This window comes from Streptomyces lienomycini, from assembly GCF_027947595.1.
Taxonomy (GTDB): Bacteria; Actinomycetota; Actinomycetes; order Streptomycetales; family Streptomycetaceae; genus Streptomyces; species Streptomyces lienomycini.
Window position 1 is genome coordinate 3,100,265 of sequence record NZ_CP116257.1, and the last position, 20,054, is coordinate 3,120,318.

12 protein-coding genes are annotated in these 20,054 nt (G+C 70.9%); 1 reads left to right on the forward strand and 11 read right to left on the reverse strand.

The features are described from left to right. Nucleotides 1-36 precede the first annotated feature (36 nt). The 4 genes from BJ961_RS13925 to BJ961_RS13940 form a co-directional block, all read right to left on the reverse strand. The gene (locus tag BJ961_RS13925) at nucleotides 37-834 is read right to left on the reverse strand and encodes an N-formylglutamate amidohydrolase (RefSeq protein ID WP_271321619.1); all 798 of its coding nucleotides are present in this window, start codon (nucleotides 832-834) and stop codon (nucleotides 37-39) included. A 97-nt stretch (nucleotides 835-931) separates the two neighbouring features. Next, complete coding sequence (locus BJ961_RS13930) at nucleotides 932-3,151, reverse strand: NADP-dependent isocitrate dehydrogenase (RefSeq protein WP_271321620.1); 2,220 nt, start codon at nucleotides 3,149-3,151, stop codon at nucleotides 932-934. 114 nt (nucleotides 3,152-3,265) lie between these two features. Next, nucleotides 3,266-4,345, reverse strand: a complete 1,080-nt coding sequence (locus tag BJ961_RS13935; protein ID WP_271321621.1) for a mechanosensitive ion channel family protein — start codon at nucleotides 4,343-4,345, stop codon at nucleotides 3,266-3,268. 213 nt (nucleotides 4,346-4,558) lie between these two features. Then, a complete protein-coding gene (locus BJ961_RS13940) occupies nucleotides 4,559-5,458 on the reverse strand; it encodes a lysylphosphatidylglycerol synthase transmembrane domain-containing protein (protein WP_271321622.1) in 900 nt (299 codons plus the stop codon). Between the two features lie 189 nt (nucleotides 5,459-5,647). Here BJ961_RS13940 and BJ961_RS13945 point away from each other — a divergent pair, with 189 nt between their 5' ends. Beyond that, nucleotides 5,648-7,528, forward strand: a complete 1,881-nt coding sequence (locus BJ961_RS13945) for an ABC transporter ATP-binding protein (RefSeq protein ID WP_271321623.1) — start codon at nucleotides 5,648-5,650, stop codon at nucleotides 7,526-7,528. Between the two features lie 12 nt (nucleotides 7,529-7,540). On the opposite strand, the gene BJ961_RS13950 is transcribed toward BJ961_RS13945, so the two are convergent. The 7 genes from BJ961_RS13950 to BJ961_RS13980 form a co-directional block, all read right to left on the reverse strand. Then, nucleotides 7,541-9,322 (reverse strand): ATP-binding SpoIIE family protein phosphatase, encoded by a 1,782-nt coding sequence (locus tag BJ961_RS13950; protein ID WP_271321624.1) that lies wholly within the window; start codon nucleotides 9,320-9,322, stop codon nucleotides 7,541-7,543. Nucleotides 9,323-9,400: 78 nt separating this feature from the next. Then, the gene (locus BJ961_RS13955) at nucleotides 9,401-11,005 is read right to left on the reverse strand and encodes a glycoside hydrolase family 13 protein (RefSeq protein ID WP_271321625.1); all 1,605 of its coding nucleotides are present in this window, start codon (nucleotides 11,003-11,005) and stop codon (nucleotides 9,401-9,403) included. Between the two features lie 134 nt (nucleotides 11,006-11,139). Continuing rightward, on the reverse strand, nucleotides 11,140-12,015 hold the full coding sequence (locus tag BJ961_RS13960) for a carbohydrate ABC transporter permease (protein ID WP_271321626.1): 876 nt from the start codon (nucleotides 12,013-12,015) through the stop codon (nucleotides 11,140-11,142). Between the two features lie 18 nt (nucleotides 12,016-12,033). Continuing rightward, nucleotides 12,034-12,993, reverse strand: a complete 960-nt coding sequence (locus BJ961_RS13965; RefSeq protein WP_271321627.1) for a carbohydrate ABC transporter permease — start codon at nucleotides 12,991-12,993, stop codon at nucleotides 12,034-12,036. 67 nt (nucleotides 12,994-13,060) lie between these two features. Beyond that, entirely contained in the window at nucleotides 13,061-14,473 is a 1,413-nt protein-coding gene (locus BJ961_RS13970) for an extracellular solute-binding protein (protein ID WP_271321628.1), read from the reverse strand. 152 nt (nucleotides 14,474-14,625) lie between these two features. After that, the gene (locus tag BJ961_RS13975; protein ID WP_271321629.1) at nucleotides 14,626-15,639 is read right to left on the reverse strand and encodes a LacI family DNA-binding transcriptional regulator; all 1,014 of its coding nucleotides are present in this window, start codon (nucleotides 15,637-15,639) and stop codon (nucleotides 14,626-14,628) included. A gap of 59 nt (nucleotides 15,640-15,698) precedes the next feature. Continuing rightward, nucleotides 15,699-19,991, reverse strand: coding sequence for a discoidin domain-containing protein (locus BJ961_RS13980; protein ID WP_271321630.1), 4,293 nt, complete (start codon nucleotides 19,989-19,991; stop codon nucleotides 15,699-15,701). Between the last annotated feature and the right edge of the window lie 63 nt (nucleotides 19,992-20,054).

Consider the following 20,054-nt stretch of genomic DNA (forward strand, 5'->3'; position numbering starts at 1 on the left):
GCTCCAGCCGGTGGTGGCCGGACCGGCCGACGGCCCTCAGCCCGACACGGCGTCGACGAGCGTCGCCAGCGAGGCCGCCAGGCGCGACAGCCCGGGCCCGGCCGGACCGCCCGGCTCCGACATGTAGGTGTCCCGGCGGATCTCCACCATCAGCGCGCCGACCTCGGCCCGCGTCCCGTAGAAGTCCAGCGGCACGTACGTCCCGCCGAACGGGCTGTCCAACCCGGTCTCCCCGCACGGGGCGAACGCCTCCCGGGCCGCGGCGAGCAGGGCGGGCGGCGTGTGGAAGCCGTCGGTGCCCAGGCAGACGGGTGGACGCGGGCCCTCGCCGTGCAGCTCGTAGGGGAGCGGCTCGGTCGGGTAGGAGTGCACGTCGACGATCACGGCCCGGCCGGTGGCCGCGAGCCGGTCGGCGACCGCCTCCGCCATCGCCCGCGCGTACGGCCGGAAGTACCGCTCGATCAGCGGCTCGGGGTCCGTGCCGTCCGCGCGCAGCACCTCGCGGTGCGAGGTGCGCGTGTACACGGCGCCCATCCCGACGGCCGTCATCTCCTCCCGCTCGTCGGGGAACCGCTCCGGGTCGACGACCAGCCGCGACGCCCCGTTCACGAACCGCCAGGGCGTGAGACCGGCCAGTTCGCAGGCCCGCTCGGCGATCTCGGCCGTGTGCGAGTCGGTCATGTGGTCCAGCTCCCGCTCCAGCTCCGCGTCCGAGAGCACGATGCCCGGGCGGACGTCGGCGGGGATCTCGCGGGAGGAGTGCGGCACGTGCAGGATCACCGGGGACGCGGCGGCGCCCGGGAGGAGTGCGAAGGAAGCGGGGGCGTCGGTCATCAGAGGTGCTCCGGAGGTATGGGGGAGGACAGACGGGCACCCCGTCTCCGCCGAGCGGAGACGGGGTGCCCGTGGGACGCGCGAGGGCCGGCGAGGATCAGGCGAAGGTCGCCAGCGCCTCGTTCCAGGTGGCCGACGGGCGCATGATCTTGGCGGCCTTGGCCGGGTCGGGCTGGTAGTAGCCGCCGATCTCGGCCGGCTTGCCCTGGACGGCGTTCAGCTCGCCGACGATCTTCTGCTCGTCGGCGGTCAGCTTCTCGGCGAGCGGGGCGAAGGCCTTGGCCAGGTCCGCGTCGTCGGTCTGCTTGGCCAGCTCCTGCGCCCAGTACAGGGACAGGAAGAAGTGGCTGCCGCGGTTGTCGATGCCGCCGACCCGGCGGGTCGGGGACTTGTCCTCGTTGAGGAAGGTCGCCGTGGCGCGGTCGAGCGTGTCGGCGAGGACCTTGGCGCGGGTGTTGCCGGTGGCCTCGGCGTACTGCTCCAGGGACGGCACCAGGGCGAAGAACTCACCGAGGGAGTCCCAGCGCAGGTAGTCCTCCTTGACCAGCTGCTGCACGTGCTTGGGCGCGGAGCCGCCGGCGCCGGTCTCGAACAGGCCGCCGCCCGCCATCAGCGGGACGACCGACAGCATCTTGGCGCTGGTGCCCAACTCCAGGATCGGGAACAGGTCGGTCAGGTAGTCGCGCAGGACGTTGCCGGTCACCGAGATGGTGTTCTCGCCGCGGCGGATGCGCTCCACCGACAGCTTGGTCGCCTCGACCGGGTCGAGGATCCGGATGTCCAGGCCCTCGGTGTCGTGCTCCGACAGGTAGGTCTTCACCTTGGCGATCAGGTTGGCGTCGTGGGCGCGGCCCTCGTCCAGCCAGAACACGGCCGGGTCGCCGGTGGCGCGGGCGCGGGTGACGGCCAGCTTGACCCAGTCGCGGATCGGGGCGTCCTTGGTCTGGCAGGCGCGGAAGATGTCGCCGGCGGAGACCGTCTGCTCCAGCACCGCGTTGCCCGCGGCGTCGACCAGCCGGACCGTGCCCGTGGTGGGGATCTCGAAGGTCTTGTCGTGGCTGCCGTACTCCTCGGCCTTCTGCGCCATGAGACCGACGTTCGGCACCGAGCCCATCGTGGACGGGTCGTAGGCGCCGTGGGCGCGGCAGTCCTCGATGACGGCCTGGTACACACCGGCGTAGGAGGAGTCCGGGATCACGGCGAGGGCGTCGTGCTCGCCGCCGTCCGCGCCCCACATGTGACCGGAGGTGCGGATCATGGCCGGCATGGACGCGTCGATGATGACGTCCGAGGGCACGTGCAGGTTGGTGATGCCCTTGTCGGAGTCGACCATGGCCAGCTCCGGGCCCTCGGCCAGCTCGGCGTCGAAGGACGCCTTGATCTCGGCACCCTCGGGCAGGGACTCCAGGCCCTTGTAGATGCCGCCGAGACCGTCGTTCGGGGTGAGGCCGGCCTTGGCGAGCACGTCGCCGTACTGGGCGAAGGTCTTCGGGAAGAAGGCACGGACCACGTGGCCGAAGATGATCGGGTCGGAGACCTTCATCATCGTGGCCTTCAGGTGCACCGAGTACAGGATGCCCTCGGCCTTGGCGCGGGCGACCTGCGCGGTGAGGAACTCGCGCAGCGCGGCGACGCGCAGCACGGAGGCGTCGACGACCTCGTCCTTCTTCACCGGCACCGACTCGCGCAGCACCGTGGTGGTGCCGTCGTCGCCGACCAGCTCGATCCGCAGGGCGCCGTCCTCGGCGATCACCGCGGACTTCTCGGTGGACCGGAAGTCGTTCTCGCCCATGGTCGCCACATTGGTCCTGGACTCGCCGGTCCAGGCACCCATGCGGTGCGGGTGGGTCTTGGCGTAGTTCTTCACCGACGCCGGGGCACGGCGGTCGGAGTTGCCCTCGCGCAGGACCGGGTTGACCGCGGAGCCCTTGACCTTGTCGTAGCGGGCGCGGACGTCGCGCTCCTCGTCGGTCTTCGGGTCGTCCGGGTAGGCCGGGAGCGCGTAGCCCTGGCCCTGCAGCTCGGCGACGGCGGCCTTGAGCTGCGGGATGGACGCCGAGATGTTCGGCAGCTTGATGATGTTGGCGGCGGGCGTCTTGGCCAGCTCGCCGAGCTCCGCGAGGGCGTCCGGGATGCGCTGGTCCTCGGTCAGGTACTCCGGGAACAGGGCGATGATGCGGCCGGCCAGCGAGATGTCGCGGGTCTCGACCGCGACACCCGCCTGCGAGGCGTACGCCCGGACCACCGGCAGGAACGAATACGTCGCCAGGGCCGGGGCCTCGTCAGTGTGTGTATAGATGATGGTCGAGTCAGTCACCGGGTGCTCCGCTCCACGTCTGCAACATTGCTCGACATCAAGATATCTCGTGATCGACCGCGACTCGACAGGGGTGGCCGGGAGATTCCGGCCACCCCCGGGCCCACCCCCGGGTCAGACGAGCGGCGCGGCGTCCTCGCCCGCCCGCTGCTGCGGGAGGACCACGGCCCCCTGCTGGAGCGCGACCGTCCGGGCGGGCGACGGGATCCGGATGCCCTCGGCCCGGTAGCGCTTGTGCAGCCGTTTGATGAACTCGTGCTTGATCCGGTACTGGTCGCTGAACTCGCCCACGCCCAGGATCACCGTGAAGCCGATCCGCGAGTCGCCGAAGGTGTGGAAGCGGATCGCCGGCTCGTGCTCCGGCACCGCGCCGCCCACCTCCGTCATCACCTCGGCCACCACCTCGGACGTCACCCGCTCCACGTGCTCCAGGTCACTGTCGTAGGAGACGCCCACCTGGACCAGGACCGTGAGCCGCTGCTCCGGCCGCATGAAGTTGGTCATGTTCGACTTCGCGAGCTGCCCGTTCGGGATCACGACCAGGTTGTTGGACAGCTCGCGGACGGTGGTCTGGCGCCAGTTGATGTCCTCGACGTAACCCTCCTCGCCGCTGCTGAGCTGGATGTAGTCACCCGGCTGCACCGTCTTCGAGGCCAGGATGTGGATGCCCGCGAAGAGGTTGGCCAGCGTGTCCTGGAGGGCCAGCGCCACCGCCAGACCGCCGACGCCCAGGGCGGTGAGCATCGGCGCGATGGAGACGCCCAGCGTCTGCAGCATCACCAGGAAGCCGATGGCCAGCACCAGGATCCGGGTGATGTTGACGAAGATCGTGGCCGACCCGGCGACCCCGGAGCGGGACGTCGTCACCGTCCGCACCAGACCCGCGATCACCCGGGCCGCCGTCACCGTCGCCACGAAGATCAGCAGCACCGTCAGCACCTGGTTGACGCTGTGCTGCACCGCCCGCGTCAGGGGCAGCGCCGCCGCCGCACCGGCGACCCCGCCCGCGACCGCCGCCCACGGCGCCACCGTGCGCAGCGCGGCCACGATCACGTCGTCGCCGCTCCAGCGGGTGCGCCCGGCATGGCCCGCCAGCCACCGCAGCAGCATCCGCAGCAGGAACGCCCCCAGCAGACCCGCCCCCAGCGCGATGCCCGCGGGCACCAGGTGGTCCATGGTCAGTGCGTCGGTCACCGGCCACCGCCAGCAAGCCCCGCCGCGGCGAAGCCCTTCGCCGACGGCTGGATCCGAATGCTCGTCACGTCGTCACCTGCTCGATACCTGCGGGATGTCGGGGATGCGCGACCCGGCCCGCCCGCAAGCGAGTTCGACCGGCGCGAGGGCTCATCCTGCCGTATCCCGGACCGTGGTCCGTACCCTGCCGAGTCGTTTTCGGACGGCGGTCCCTCAGATCACCCGCATCCGCACCAGCACCGCCAACGTCAGCGCCCCCGGCAGCAGCGGCAGCCACACCGTCAGGAGCCGGAACGCCAGCACCACCGCCGTGGCCACGGCCGCCGGCCCGCCCGCCGCCACCAGCGCCACCACCAGCGCCGCCTCCACCGACCCGACGCCGCCCGGCGTGGGCACCAGCGCCACCGCCACCGTCGCCGCGAGATACGCCACCGCCAGGTGCCCGGCCGGCACCGCGAGCCCCAGCGACCGCCCCACCAGGACCAGCGCCGAGGCCTGCAACGCGGGGAACGCCAGCGCGCCGCCCCACAGCGCCAGCGCACGCGCCGGACGGGCGTGCACCGACCGGGCCTCGCCCAGCGCCGTCCGCAGGAAGGAGACCACCGCCCCACGCAGCCGCGGCAGCCACACCAGCACGACCGCCACCACCACCGGGACCGCGCCCGCGACGACCAGCAGCGGCCCCACGGCCCCCTCGGGCAGCAGCGCGCCGAGCCGCAGCGCGTCGGGGAACGCGAGCAGCAGGGCGCCCAGCAGAGCCAGGCGGCCGACGCTCTCCGCCAACAGGTACAGGGCCAGCGCCGCCGAGGAACGGGCCAGCGGCAGCCCGCACACCGTCATGAACCGCAGGTTCACCGCGCTCGCGCCCAGCCCGGTCGGCAGCAGGTGGTTGGCCGCGCCCGCCGCGAACTGCGCGGCCAGCAGCCGCCGCCGGGGCAGCCGCTCCACCACCGCGCCCTGCCGGGTGCACGCGGCGGCCACCCACGTCAGACAGGTCGCGCCGGCCGCGGCCAGCAGCCAGGGCCAGCGGGCCGTGGCGAGATGGCCGAAGCCCTCGGCCAGCACGGACCGGTGCCGCACCGCGACCACGGTCACCAGCAGCAGCGGAAGCACACACAGGACCCGGCGGACCGGGACACGGCGCCGGAGTGGCTTCTCGGGGAGTCGAACCGCTGTCGTCACACCACAAGACATTCCCCCAGACGCGCCACCTACAGATGACCGACGCGCGGACACCGGCTTACGGACCGCGGGCGGCGCCGCCTTGACCTCAAGGCCGGTCGAGGTCCTACCGTCACCGGCATGAGTATGGAGACCACAGCCTGGACCCAGCTGCACAGCGTCATGAACGCCGAGAGGGAGCGCCGCCCCCTCGCCCGCGCGACGCTGCGCCGCGTCGGCGCCTTCGCCCGGCCGCACCGCCGCCGCATCGCCCGCTTCGTGCTGCTCGGCATGGTGACCGCACTGCTCGCCGTCGCCACCCCGGTCCTCGCCGGACGGGTCGTCGACGCGATCGTGTCGGACGGCGACGAGGCCACCGTCGTACGCCTCGCCCTGCTCATCGCGCTCATCGCCCTCGTCGAGGCGGTGCTCGGCATCCTCTCCCGCAGACTCTCGGCGGCGCTCGGGGAGGGACTCATCCTCGATCTGCGGACGGCCGTGTTCGATCATGTGCAGCGCATGCCGGTCGCGTTCTTCACACGTACCCGTACGGGAGCGCTCGTCTCCCGACTCAACAACGACGTCATCGGCGCCCAACGCGCCTTCAGCAACACCCTGTCCGGCGTGGTCAGCAACGTGGTCACCCTGCTGCTCACCCTCGCCGTCATGCTCACCCTGTCGTGGCAGATCACCCTGCTCGCCATGGTGCTGCTCCCCGTGTTCGTGCTCCCCGCCCGCCGCATGGGCCGCCGCATGGCCGGCATGCAGCGCGAGGCCGCCACCCTCAACGCCGCCATGGGCACCCGCATGACCGAGCGGTTCTCCGCCCCCGGCGCCACCCTGATCAAGCTGTTCGGCCGCCCGGACGAGGAGTCCGCCGAGTTCGCCGCACGCGCCCGCCGCGTCGCCGACATCGGCGTGCGCACCGCCACCGCCCAGGCGGCCTTCATCACCGCGCTCACCGCGGTCTCCGCACTCGCGCTGGCCCTCGTCTACGGCCTCGGCGGATGGTTCGCCCTGCGCGGCACCCTGGACCCGGGCGCCGTCGTCGCCCTCGCCCTGCTCCTCACCCGCCTCTACGCCCCGCTCACCGCGCTCGCCGGAGCCCGCGTGGAGGTCATGAGCGCCCTCGTCAGCTTCGAGCGGGTCTTCGAGGTGCTGGACCTCACCCCGCTCATCGACGAGAAGCCCGGCGCCCGCCCCGTCCCCGACGGTCCGGTCGCCGTCGAGTTCGACGACGTCCGCTTCGGCTACCCGTCCGCCGACAAGGTCTCCCTGGCCTCCCTCGAAGAGGTCGCCTCCCTCGACACCCGCGGTGGCGAAGAGGTCCTGCACGGACTCTCCTTCCGCGCCGAACCGGGCCAGACCGTCGCCCTCGTCGGCACCTCGGGCGCCGGCAAGTCCACCATCGCCCAACTCCTGCCGCGCCTGTACGACACCGACGGCGGCACCGTCCGCGTCGGCGGCGTCGACGTGCGCGAACTGAGCGCGCGGTCGCTGCGCGACACCGTCGGCATGGTCACCCAGGACGGCCACCTCTTCCACGACACGGTCCGCGCCAACCTGCTCCTCGCCCGGCCGGACGCCACCGAGGAAGACCTGTGGGAGGCGCTGCACCGCGCCCGCCTGGCCGACCTCGTACGGTCCCTGCCGGACGGGCTCGACACCGTGGTCGGCGAGCGCGGCTACCGGCTCTCCGGCGGCGAACGCCAGCGGATGACCATCGCCAGGCTGCTCCTCGCCCGCCAGCGCGTCGTCATCCTCGACGAGGCCACCGCCCACCTCGACAACACCTCCGAGGCGGCCGTCCAGGAGGCCCTCGCCGAGGCCCTGGAGGGCAGGACCGCCGTGGTGATCGCGCACCGGCTCTCCACGGTCCGGGCGGCCGACCAGATCCTGGTCGTCGAGGCCGGCCGCATCGTGGAACGCGGCACCCACGACGAACTCCTCGCCGCCGACGGCCGCTACGCCCAACTGCACCGCACCCAGTTCGGCCGGCCGACCCTGGACAAGGCCGCGTAGCCGGACGGCGGGCTACTGCGGGCGGGGCACCCCGGCCCGCACCGGGAGGTCCTGCTCGGCCCAGACGACCTTCCCCCCGGGAGTGCGGCACGAGCCCCAGCGCCGGCACATGATGTTGATCAGCTGAAGGCCGCGGCCGCTCTCGTCACTCACGTCCGCGTGCTGGATCTGCGGCAGGTCGGGACCGGAGTCCGAGACCTCCACGGACAGCCGCTCGTGCCGCAGCAGCCGCAGCTCCCCGGGGGCGTTGCCGTACCGCAGCGCGTTGCCGACCAGCTCGCTGACCACCAGCTCCGTCGTGTCGACCAGCTCCTGAAGGCCCCACCGCACCAGCTGCTCGCGCACCGCCGTACGGGCCTGCCCGGCCGCCTTGCCGTCCGGCGGCAGCGCCCGCACGTACACGTCGCACTGGGGGCCGAGCGGCCGGGCGAACGCGGCCAGGACGATCGCGTCGTCCGACCGGTCGCCGCCGACCCGCCCGGCGAGCGCCCGGCACTCGGTGCCGTCGTCCGGCAGGCCGTCGCCCACCGCCTCGCGCAGCCGCTCCAGCTGGGTGCCCAGGTCGGACGTCCGCGACCTGACCAGCCCGTCCGTGTACAGCGTCAGCCGGCTGCGCTCGGCCACCACCAGCTCGACCGGGTCGTACGGGATCACCCCCGCCCCCAGCGGCGCCCCCACGGGCACCTCGACGAAGGAGACGGCACCGTCGGGACCGGTCAGCAGCGGCGGCGGATGACCGGCGCTGGCGATCCGGAAGGTGCCGCCGCAGGGGTCGTAGACCGCGCACAGACAGGTGGCGGCCTGGTCCTCCTCCAGGTCGCGCGCGGCCAGGTCGAGGCGGGCCAGCAGGCGCTCGGGCGCGATGTCCAGCGCCATCAGGGTCCGGGCCACCGTGCGCAGCCGCCCCATGGTCGCGGCGGCGGCCAGGCCGCGCCCCATCACGTCGCCCACCATCAGCGCGGTACGGCCGCTGGGCAGCGCGACCACGTCGAACCAGTCGCCGCCCACGGCGGCCGGATCGGCTGCCGGGTCGTAGCACGAGGACACGTCCAGGCCCGGAGTGCTCGGGCTGGACCGGGGCAGCAGCGCCCGCTGCAGGGTGACCACGTGCTCGCGCTCGCGCCCGTAGAGCCGGGCGTTGTCGATGCACACGGCGGCCTTGGACGCCAGCTCCATGGCCAGCGCCACGTCGGTACGGCTGAACGGCGCCCGGTGGCCGGCCCGGACGAAGTCGGCGAGCCCCAGCAGCACCCCGCGGGCGATCAGCTGCACCGCCAGGTAAGAGTGGACACCCGCCCGGCGCATGATGTCCGACGACTCGCGCGAGGGCGCGATCACGGCGAAGTCCGCCCGCGTCATCCGGGTCACCAGCACCGGTCGGCGCGTGGTGAGGCACCGTTGCCCCAACCGGTCGGCGGTGTGCACCGACAGCTCGCCCACGGGATCGGGCGCGAGATTCAGGCCCTCGACCTCCGACACCGCCATCGCCCGCAGCCGCGGCGCGTCCCCGCCGGTGACCCGGTCGCCCTCCTGGAACCGCAGCACCGAGTCCAGGAGGTCCACCGCGGTGCCGTCCGCCAGTTCCGGCACGGTGAAGTCGGCCAGCTCCTCCGCCGTGCGCCGCACGTCGAGCGTCGTGCCGATGCTCAGGTCCGCCGCGTTCAACCACGCCAGGCGGCGTCGCGCGCCCAGCGCCTCCGTCATCGACCGCAGGGCGCCCCGCGCCGCCCGGTGCCCGCTCACGAGGGGATTCGAGGGGCGGCGCAGCCCGCCCAGCCACGGTCGTTCCCGCACGCGTCGCCTCCTCCCACGGCTTCCTGCCCCGATTCTGCCTCGCCTCGGGACGACCGGCGACGGCGGGCCCCCACCGCGTCAGGCGCGCAGCCACACCGCCGTGTCGCCCGGCAGCCTGCCGTCGCCGTCCAGCGGCCCGCTGACGAGGAGGACGGCGCGGTGCGCGGGCAGCTCGACGGGGGCGCCGGACAGATTGACGACACACATCGGGCCCTCCCCGCGCCGGAACGCGAGCACACCGTCCGGTGCGGGCAGCCAGTCCAGCGGGCCGTCGCCGAACCCCGCGGTGGAGCGCCGCAAGGCCAGCGCCTCGCGATACAGGGACAGCATCGACGCCGGGTCCGCGCTCTGGAGGTCCGCCGCGTACGCCGACCAGCCCTCCGGCTGCGGCAGCCAGGGCGCGGTCTCGGAGCCGAACCCGCAGTACGGCGCGTCGGCGGTCCAGGGCAGCGGTACGCGGCAGCCGTCCCGGCCCGGATCGACGCCCCCGGAGCGGAAGTGCATGGGGTCCTGGATGCGGTCGCGCGGGATGTCGGCCTCGGGCAGGCCGAGTTCCTCCCCCTGGTACAGGTAGACGGACCCGGGCAGCGCCAGCGTCAGGAGCGCGGCGGCCCTCGCGCGCCGGGTGCCCAGGGCCAGGTCGGTCGGCGTGCCGAAGGTCTTCTTCGCGAAGTCGAACCCGGTGTCCTCGCGGCCGTACCGGGTCACCGTGCGGGTCACGTCGTGGTTGCAGAGCACCCAGGTGGCCGGGGCGCCGACGGGGGCGTGCTCGGCCAGGGTGTCGTCGATGGTGCGGCGCAGCCGGCCCGCCTCCCACGGGCAGGACAGGAAGTTGAAGTTGAAGGCGGTGTGCAGTTCGTCGGGGCGCAGATAACGGGCGAAGCGCTCGGCGTCGGGCAGCCACACCTCACCGACGAACACGCCCCCGTAGGCGTCGGCGACCTCGCGCCAGGAGCGGTAGATGTCGTGCAGCTCGTCCTGGTCGATGTACGGATGCGGGTCGACGCCCTCCTCGAAGTCCGCGAGCGCGGGGTCCTTCGCGAGCAGGGCGGCCGAGTCGATGCGTACGCCGGCCACCCCGCGCTCGAACCAGAAGCGCAGCACCTCCTCGTGCTCCCGGCGCACCTCGGGGTGCGCCCAGTTGAGGTCGGGCTGCTCCGGGGTGAACAGGTGGAGATACCACTCGCCGTCCGGGACCCGGGTCCAGGTGCGGCCGGAGAACTGGGACGGCCAGTTGTTGGGCGGCAGTTCACCGTGTGCGCCGCGACCCGGGCGGAAGTGGAAGCGCTCCCGCTCCGCGCTGCCCGGCCCGGCCTCCAGCGCGGCCCGGAACCAGGCGTGCTGGTCGGAGACGTGGTTGGGGACGATGTCGACGATGGTGCGGATGCCCAGCTCCCGCGCCTCGGCGATCAGCTTCTCGGCCTCGCCCAGGCTGCCGAAGGCGGGGTCGATCGTGCGGTAGTCGGCGACGTCGTAACCGCCGTCGACGAGCGGCGACACGTACCAGGGGGTGAACCAGACGGCGTCCACGCCGAGTTCGGCGAGATGGGGCAGTCTCGCCCTCACGCCCGCGAGGTCACCGGTGCCGTCGCCGTCGCCGTCGGCGAAACTGCGGGGGTACACCTGGTAGATGACGGCGTCGCGCCACCAGTCTTCGGAGCGGTGCGAGTTGGGGGCTGCCACGTGACGGTCCTTTCGGGCAGGGTGGATCTTCGCCGCCGGCCCGGACGGAGCGGGGCGTCGGACGGGCCGGCGGCGAAGGCTGACGGGACGAGCCGGGAGGCGGGCGGGCGGCGAGCGCCTCGGCCCTGGGGCCCTCAGCCCTTGAGCCCTCCGGCGGTGAGTCCGCTCATGATGTTGCGCTGGAAGATCAGGAAGATGATGACGGTCGGCAGCGAGGCCATGGTGAGCGCCGCGATCAGCACGTTCACGGGCACCCCGTTGGACAGGGAGTAGATCCCGACGTTCAGGGTCTGCTTGGCCGGGTCGGGCAGGGTCAGCATGGGCCAGAGGAAGTCCTTCCAGACGCCCACGATGGCGAAGATGGACACCACGCCGAGGATCGGCCGCGAGATCGGCAGGACGATCGACCAGAGGGTACGCATCGGGGAGGCGCCGTCCATGGAGGCGGCGTCGAGCAGTTCCCGGGGAATCGAGTCGAAGAACCGCTTCAGCAGGAAGATGTTGAAGGCGTTGGTCACCGAGGGCAGCCAGATGGCCCACGGCGTGTTCAGCAGGTTGCGTTCGAAGATCGGCACGTCGAGCACCGTCAGGTACTGCGGCACGACCAGCACGGTCGCCGGGATCATCAGGGTCGCCAGCATCAGGCCGAGGACGGCCTTGCCGAAGATCGGCCGGAGCTTGGACAGGGAGTAGGCCGCCGCCACGTCGAACACCAACTGGAAGGCGAGCGCCCCGAACGCGTAGAACAGTGTGTTCCCCAGCAGGCCGGCCAGGTCCATGACGGTCCACGCCTGCGTGTAGTTGTCGGGCTGGAAGGATTCGGGGACCAGCGTCGGCGGGGTTTGCACGGCTTCCTGGGTGTTCTTGAAGCCGCTGGAGACCATCCAGTACATCGGGCCGAGGAAGACCACGGTGAACAGGGCGACGACGAGGCCGAAGACCATCCAGTACAGCCGCTTTCCGCGGGGCCGGGCGAGCTGGGCCGGTGAGATGAGCGTGCGTGTGGACATCTGTGGTTTCCCCCGGCTCTACTCGTCCTCGGCGCGGCTGAGCTTCACGTACGCCGCCGAGACACCGGCCAGCAGTACGAGGAGCAGCAGGCCGAGGGCCGCCGCGGCGCCGTAGTCGTTGAAGTTGAAGGCGTACTGGTAGATGAGGTAGACGACCGTGGTCGTCGAGCCCTCGGGGCCGGCGCCGCCGGTGAGCAGGAAGGGCTCCACGAAGACCTGCATGGTGGCGATGACCTGCATCAGCAGCATCAGCGAGAGGATGAGCCGGGTCTGCGGGATCGTCACGTGCCAGATCTTGCGCAGCAGCCCCGCGCCGTCCAGCTCCGCCGCCTCGTACAGCTCGCCGGGGATGCCCTGGAGGGCGGCCAGGTAGATGAGCGCCGCGCCGCCCATGTTCATCCACGTCGACGCGATGACCACGGAGAGCATGGAGAGGTCGGGATCCTGCAGCCACTGCTGCTCGGGCAGTCCGAAGAAGCCGAACACCTCGTTGAGCAGGCCGTAGCCGGGGTCGTACAGGTACTTGAAGAGCAGCACGGAGGCGACGGGCGGCAGCATCACCGGCAGGTAGACGAGCAGCCGCAGGTACCCCTTGCCGTGCCGCAGTTCGTTGATGACGATCGCGACGACGAACGGCACGGCGAAGCCGAACACCAGGGCCAGCACGGTGAACAGCGCCGTGTTGCGCCAGGCCTGCCAGAAGGCCGGGTCGTTGTAGACCGTCTGCAGGTTCTCCAGGCCGACCCAGGAGACCTCGCCCTGGTCCGTCTTCTGGAAGGCGAGGAAGAACTCCCGGACCATCGGGTACCAGGAGAAGAAGGCGAAGCAGAGAACCGCTCCGATCAGGAAGCCGTGCGCGGTGAGGTTGCGCTTCAGGCTCCTGCCGAACGACCCGCCGCGCCGGGGCGGGCCGCCCACCGGCGGCTGGGCGTGGCGGACTCTCGCCGCCTTGCTCGGGGTCAGGCTGGGGGCCGACATCGTCGCTCCTTGGGGCTGGTCTCATGGGCCCCGGGGAGCGGTGCGGCCCGCCCCCCGAGGGAGCCGGTCACTGCGTGGCCAGAACCTGGTTGACCTGCTGCTCGGCGGTGGAGAGCAGCTTGTCGACGTCGGCGTCCTCGTTGGTGAGGAGGCCGGACATCACGTTGTCCAGGACCTTGTAGACCTCCTGGGCCTTCGGCGGCTCGGCCATGCCCGGGACCGGGTTGTCCATGAACGCCTTGAAGTTCTCGACCGGCATGGTGGCGTGCTCGACCCGGGCCGCGTCGTCCGTCTTCTTCGACTCGTTCAGCCAGAAGTTGGGCTGCGGAAGACCGACCGGCAGCTTGTCGGACTTCTTGCGGGCCCAGTCGAACTGCCCCTTGCCCACGGTCAGGTTCTCGAAGTTCAGCCACGCCACGGCCGCCTTGACCTTGTCGGCGGAGATCCCCTTCTTGATCATGTAGCTGTTGCCGCCGGCGAGCGTGTTCTTCGCACCCGGTATCGGCCCCATGCCGAAGTTCTCGTAGTCCGCGCCGAGTTGCTGGACCATGTAGGTGATGTCGTCGGGTGCGGCGAGGAACATGCCGAGCTTGTCGGTGGCGATCTGCTTCTGCAGGTCCCCCCACTGGAGCAGCTGGGTCTTGCCCATGCTCTCGTCCTCCCAGCGCATGGCGTGGAGGTTCTCGGCGACCTGCTTGCCCAACGCGTCGTTGAACGCCGCCTTCTTGCCGCTCTCGTCCACCATCTCGCCGCCGATGCTGAACATCTGGGCGGTGAAATGCCAGCCGCCGGTGTTGCCCGCGCTGTACTCGCCGAACCCGGCGATCCCGTCCCCCAGGCCGGCGATCTTCTTGGCGGCGGTGCGGACCTCCTCCCAGGTGCGCGGCGGGGTGTCCGGGTCGAGTCCGGCCTTCTCGAAGAGCTTGCGGTTGATCAGCAGGCCCATCGTGTAATTGCTGGTGGGCAGGCCGTAGAGCTTGTCCTCGTGCTTGAGCGAGCCGAGGACGCCGGGGTCGATGTCCTTCAGCAGCGGGACGGTCTTGTCGTTGACGTACGCGGTGATGTCCTCGGCGCCGTCGTTGTCCAGCACCTGCGGCAGATCGGTGAAGTAGGTGTAGAAGACGTCGGGCTGCGACTTCGCCTTCAGCATCGCGGTGAAGCGCGGCGGCTCCAGACACTGGCCCGGGGTGGAGCGGCCCTCGATGGTGACGTTGGGGTAGGTCTTGTTGAACTCCTCGACGTCCTCCTTCCACTCCTTCAGCTCGGCCGCCTTCGCCGTGGGCGGCATGCAGTCGATGGTGATCGTCACCTTGGTCTTCGGATCCAGCGGGGCAGCCGGGTCGGAGGACCCGCTGCCGCCTTCGGAACCGCCGTCGTCACTGCTGCTCGTGCCGCAGGCGGCCAGAGCGGTCAGGGTGAGAGCGGAGACGAGCGTGATGGCGCCGGCACGGCGGGTACGGCGGAACCGAGCACTTCTCATGGGTGGTCCCCTTCGGGCATGAACGTGGAAGGCGCCCCACCGCCGATGCGTTGTGGGGCGCCGCTCACTCAACCACCGCGAACAAGTGAACGCAATATCTCGCGCCGATTTCGTAATTGCTTGACAGTCAGCCGAAGAAGTCGCGTGCCGAGCTACCGGACGGCTGCCTGTGCGGTGGAGCCGCGGACGACCAGTTCCGGTTCGAAGAGCAGTTCCCTGTGGGGGACTTCGGTGCCTTGGATCTGTGCGCAGAGGAGGTCGACGGCGGCGCGTCCCATGGCTTCGATGGGTTGGCGGACGGTGGTGAGGGGTGGTTCGGTGCAGGTCATGAAGGCGCTGTCGTCGTAGCCGATGACGGAGACGTGGTGGGGTACGTGGTGTCCGCGGCGGCGGGCGGCGCGGATGGCGCCGAGGGCGAGGGGGTCGCTGGCGCAGATGATGCCGGTGATGCCGCGGTCGAGGAGGCGGGTGGCGGCGGCCTGGCCGCCTTCGAGGGAGAACATGGCGCGTTCGACGTGGGTGTCGGGCAGGGTGCCGTTCGCTGCCTGTGCGGCCTCGCGGGCGGCCGTCAGCTTCCGCCGGGACGGGATGTGGTCGGAGGGGCCGAGGACGAGACCGATCCGCTCGTGCCCCAGTGACGTCAGGTGCCGCCAGGACTGTCCTACTGCCACGGCGTCGTCGCAGGCGACGCAGGGGAAGCCGAGATCGGGTATCGAGGCGTTGACGAGCACCACGGGGATGTTGCGCTCGGCGAGCAGCCGGTAGTGGTCGTGCGGGGCGTCCGCCTGGGCGAACAGTCCGCCGCCGGCGAAGACGACCCCCGAGACCTGCTGCTGGAGGAGCAGCTCGACGTAGTCGGCCTCGGAGACGCCGCCCTTGGTCTGGGTGCACAGCACCGGGGTCAGCCCCTGCTGGGCCAGTGCGCCGCCGATGACCTCGGCGAACGCCGGGAAGATGGGGTTCTGCAGCTCCGGCAGGACCAGGCCCACCAGGCGGGCGCGCTCGCCCCGCAGCTGGGTGGGCCGCTCGTAGCCCAGGACGTCCAGCGCGCTCAGCACGGACTGCCGGGTCGTCTCCGACACTCCCGGTTTGCCGTTGAGCACCCGGCTGACCGTGGCCTCGCTGACCCCAACCTTCTTCGCCACCTGAGCAAGTCGTCGCGTCACAGACGCAAGACTAGCGCAAGTCTCCGCAAGAGACTTGCGCCAGTCAGCGCCTTACGGGACTACGGATTGCGAACGATCTTGAAGGTGGACGTCGTGTTGCGGACGTCCACGGCGTTGTCGCTGAGCTTCAGCCCGTTGAAGGTGACCTCACCGACCGCCGGACCCTGCCCCGCCTCGGGCATCTCGTTGGCCCACAGGCCGAAGCCGGACTTGGCGTCGAACGCGTCACCGCTCTTGTGCGCGCCCGTGACCGAGACGTCGGTGAAGACGGTGTCCTTGATCGGGAACTGCGGCTGACCTCCCACGTAGTTCGTCTGGAACATGATGCCGCTGTAGGTCGGATCGACGATGTCGACGTTGTCGACCCTGATCCCCTGGAACACCTTGGACGCCGAGAACACCCAGATGCCGGGGAAGGTCTGCCCGCCCCAGAAGTGCCCGCCGGCCCGGACGATCGAGACGTTCTCGAAGGTCGTCGGCTCGGTCCCGAACCCGTTCATCGGGTAGCCGAAGTCCAGCGAGCTGATGGTGATGCCCGAGTAGACCAGGGTGTCCGCGATGTGGATGTTCCGGAACGTGTTGTTGTAGCCGCCGTAGACGGCGAGACCCGCGGCACGCCAGGTCAGCGTCGTCGTCAGGTTCTCGTACAGGTTGTTCTTCATGTCCGCGCCGCCCGCGTCGATCGCCGAGAAGAGCGCGAAGCTGTCGTCACCGGTCGCCCGGGCGTCGTTGTTGGACACCAGGTTGTCGGTCGAGCCGTTGGTCATGTTGATGCCGTCGGCGAACATGTTCCGGATCCGGGAGTTCCTGATCGTCATCCGGTCGGTGTTGGCGCCCCAGTACAGGCACACCATGTGCTCGTTCCAGATGTTGTCGATCACGATGTCCGAGGTGTTGGAGAAGTCGAACACCTTGCCCGGCCCGTCGATGCGGGTCGTGTAGTTGCCGAAGTAGGCGAAGTTCGCGAACGTCGAGCCCTTCGCGCTCGCCTCGGCGCGGAAGCCGATGTCGGTGTTGTCCTGCGTGGTGGGCGCGTGGAACCTCGTGAACCAGGGACCGGCCCCGATCACCTTGACCGCCTTGCCGTACACCTGGAACTTGCTCGACGTCTGGTAGTCGCCGGGCGGCAGGTACACGCCGACCAGCGTGCCGGAGGTGTCCATGCGGACCTGGTCGAGCGCGTTCTGCACGTCCTGGTGCGTGAACCCGGCCGGTACCGCGTACGCCGCCGGGTCGGGGTTCGCCACCGCGGAGACCTGCTCCAGGTTGACGAAGTCGATCGCGTAGTCGGAGGTGTTCCCCGCGTCCTTCTGCAGCCGGATCGTGCTGCCCGCCGGGACGGTCTCGCCCAGCATGAGGTGCGCCTCGTCGTAGATGTGCCGCGGGGCGCCCGCACCGGGGGAGTTGCCAGGCGACGCCTCGGCGCCGTACAGCCAGGCGTACTTCGACGTCAGCGGCAGCGCCTTCTTCATGACGCCGTCGACGTACACGTTCAGCGTGGCGTCGATGCCGCCGCCGCCCGGCGCGTCCGGGATGGAGAAGCGGGTCACCAGGGTGTTGATGTCCGCCTTCGTGGTGAACTCGACGTACTCACCGGTCCTGTCGAGGTGGACGGCCTTGCGCCCGGACGCCTCGCCCGCGATGTCGCCGATGGTCCGGTTGGGGCCGACCACCGTGGCACCGCCGCCGACCGTCCCGTCCTCCGCCTCGTACATGTCGTACGGCATGTTGGCGCCGCGCCCGACGAACAGCGGCTGCGTGGAGGCGTTGTTCTCCCGCTTGACCGGCAGTTCGTTGGCGTCGTCGCCGACGGTGACCTTCAGGGAGTAGGAGCCGTTGACCGCCTTCCAGGTGCCGAGGCTCACGGCCGGGGCCGTCGTGCCCGCGGCGATGACACCGGAGTGCGCGCCGGAGAGGGTCTTGACGGTGCCGCCCTTGGAGTCGACCAGGGTGAGTGTCACCGGGTGGCTGCCGCTCGCGGAGTCCTGGGTGCCCTGGTTCTTCAGCGCGACCTTGAAGGTCACGTCGTCACCGGCGGCCGGACCGGACGGCGAGGTGGTGACGGCGGCGGCGACCAGGTCGGAGCTCTGCACGGGCCTGACGACCAGCGGGTCGGGACGCGTGTAGGTGTTGTTGGTCTCGTTCTGCTCGATGATCTCGTTCGCCTCGTCGGCGACCGCGCTCAGCTCGTACGACCCGGCCTCGCGGGCCCCGACGGACGCGCTGACCGTGCTCTGCGCACCCGCCTTCAGGGCGGGAACCTCGGCGGTGGCGACCTTGGTGCCGCCCAGCCGGATCGCGGCCTTGCCGGCCGGTGCGTCGGCCGCACCGCTGTTGCGGACCGTCGCGGACACCGTGATCTCGTCCGACTCGACGGGGGAGTCGGGGGAGGCGGTCAGCTTCGTCACCTCGAGGTCGGGGTTGGGTGCCGGGGTGCCGACGACCTGGAACTCGGCGACCTGCCCGGCCGTCGCCCCGGTGTTGGAGGTGAACCTCAGCTGGACGTCCGCGGCCCGCTCGCCGACGGGTATCCTCACGCTGTTGCCGCCACCCGCCGGATCGAAGACGTAGTCCTTCGCCGCCACCAGCGAGGTGAAGCCGGAGGCGTCCTGGGCGCGGCCGAGCACCTGGATGTTCTGGGTGCGCTTCGACCAGTTGCTGTCGGGGTTGAGCTTGAGGACGACGCGGTCGACGTCCGCGTTCGCGCCCAGCTTCAGGGTCAGCGTGTTCGGGTAGCTGCCCGCCGCACCCTCCCAGTAGGTCGAGGTGCTGTTGTCGTTGGCGTTCTCGGCGGCGTAGGTGTGGATGAAGGACGAGGCGCTGATCGGCTTGCCGACGGCCAGGTTCGATCCGTCGCCGCCGCTGCCGGTGCGGGTCACGGAGTTGCTGTCGCCCGACTCGTTGCCGGCCGCGTCCTTCGCCCGTACGAAGTAGGTCACGTTCGCCGACACCGGCTGGGTGTCGGTGTACGTGGTGACGTCACCGGCGACGCTCTTGCGGAGCCTGTTGTCGGCGTAGACGTCGTACCCGGCGACTCCCTTGTCGTCGGTGGACGCGGTCCAGGTCAGCTTGACCTGCCCGGCGGCCGGTTCGGTGAGGGCGAGGTTCGAGGGCGCCGTGGGCGCCTGCGTGTCGCCGGTGCCGGCGCGGCGGGTGACCGAGTTGCTGTCGCCCGACTGGTTGCCGGCCGCGTCCTTGGCCCGCACGTGGTAGGTGACCGTCGCGCCGGTGGGCCGGGTGTCCGTGTACGTGGTGACGTCGCCCGCGACCGAGGTCAGCAGCTCGCCGTCGGCGTAGACGTCGTACCCCGTGACGGCCGTGTCGTCCAAGGACGCGTTCCAGGTCAGCCTGATCTGCCCGGTGGTCGGCTCGGTGAACGCCAGGTTCGCCGGGGCCGTGGGAGCCTGGGTGTCACCCGTCGCCGGTCCGTAGACCTCCAGCTCGGAGACCTGGGCGGCGGGCTGACCGGTGTTGGCCGTCACCAGGACCCGCACGTGGCGCGTGGTGGTCGCGTCGAAGGTGATCGTGGCCGACTGACCGCCCGCCGCGTCGAAGGTGTACGCCTTGGACGCGGTCAGATCCGTGAAGTCCGAGCCGTTGTCACTGGCCTGGATCTTGAGGGTCTGGCTCCGGGCCGGCCAGCCGTCCGGCAGCCGCAGCACGACGCGGTCGATCCGGCGGGTGGAGCCGAGGTCGGCCTGGAGCCACTGCGGCAGGGCGTTGTTGGCGCTCTCCCAGTAGGTGGCCCTGTTGCCGTCGTTGCCGTTGCCGGGCGGGTACGCACCCGTGGAACCGCTCGCCGTCAGACGTCGGCCCGCGGCGAGGTTCACGGACGACTCCCCGGCCGCGTGCACCTCCAGTTCGGCGAGCTGGGCCGCCTGCCAGCCGGTGTTCGCCGTGATGTCCACCCGCACGAACCGTGTTCGCGTGGCCGGGAAGGACACGGTGACCGTGTTGCCCGAACCCGGGTCGAAGGCGTAGGCGGCGGAGGTCTTGAGCGTGCCGAAGCTCGTGCCGTCGGCGCTGCCCTGGACGGAGAGCGTCTGCTCGCGGCTCTCCCAGCCGGCCGGCAGTCTCAGGACGACCTCGTCGATCCGCTCGGTGGAGCCGAGGTCGGTCTGCACCCACTGGGGCAGGCTGCCGCCGCCGCTCTGCCAGTACGAATCCTGGTCCCCGTCGGTGATGTTGGCGGCGCCGTACTCGCCGTGCGAGCTGCTCGCCGCCGTGGCGTCCCCCACGGCGATGTTGGGACCACCGGCTGCCGTGGCCGACAGCAGCGGTCCTCCCAACGCCAGGAGACTGGTCGCGACCACGGTGCACAGAACACGTGATCTCCAGTTCCGGTTCCTCATCTGTCCCCACATCAGGTAGACACTCAATGTTCTCTGACATTTACGCGGAGCGCTCGCAGAGTT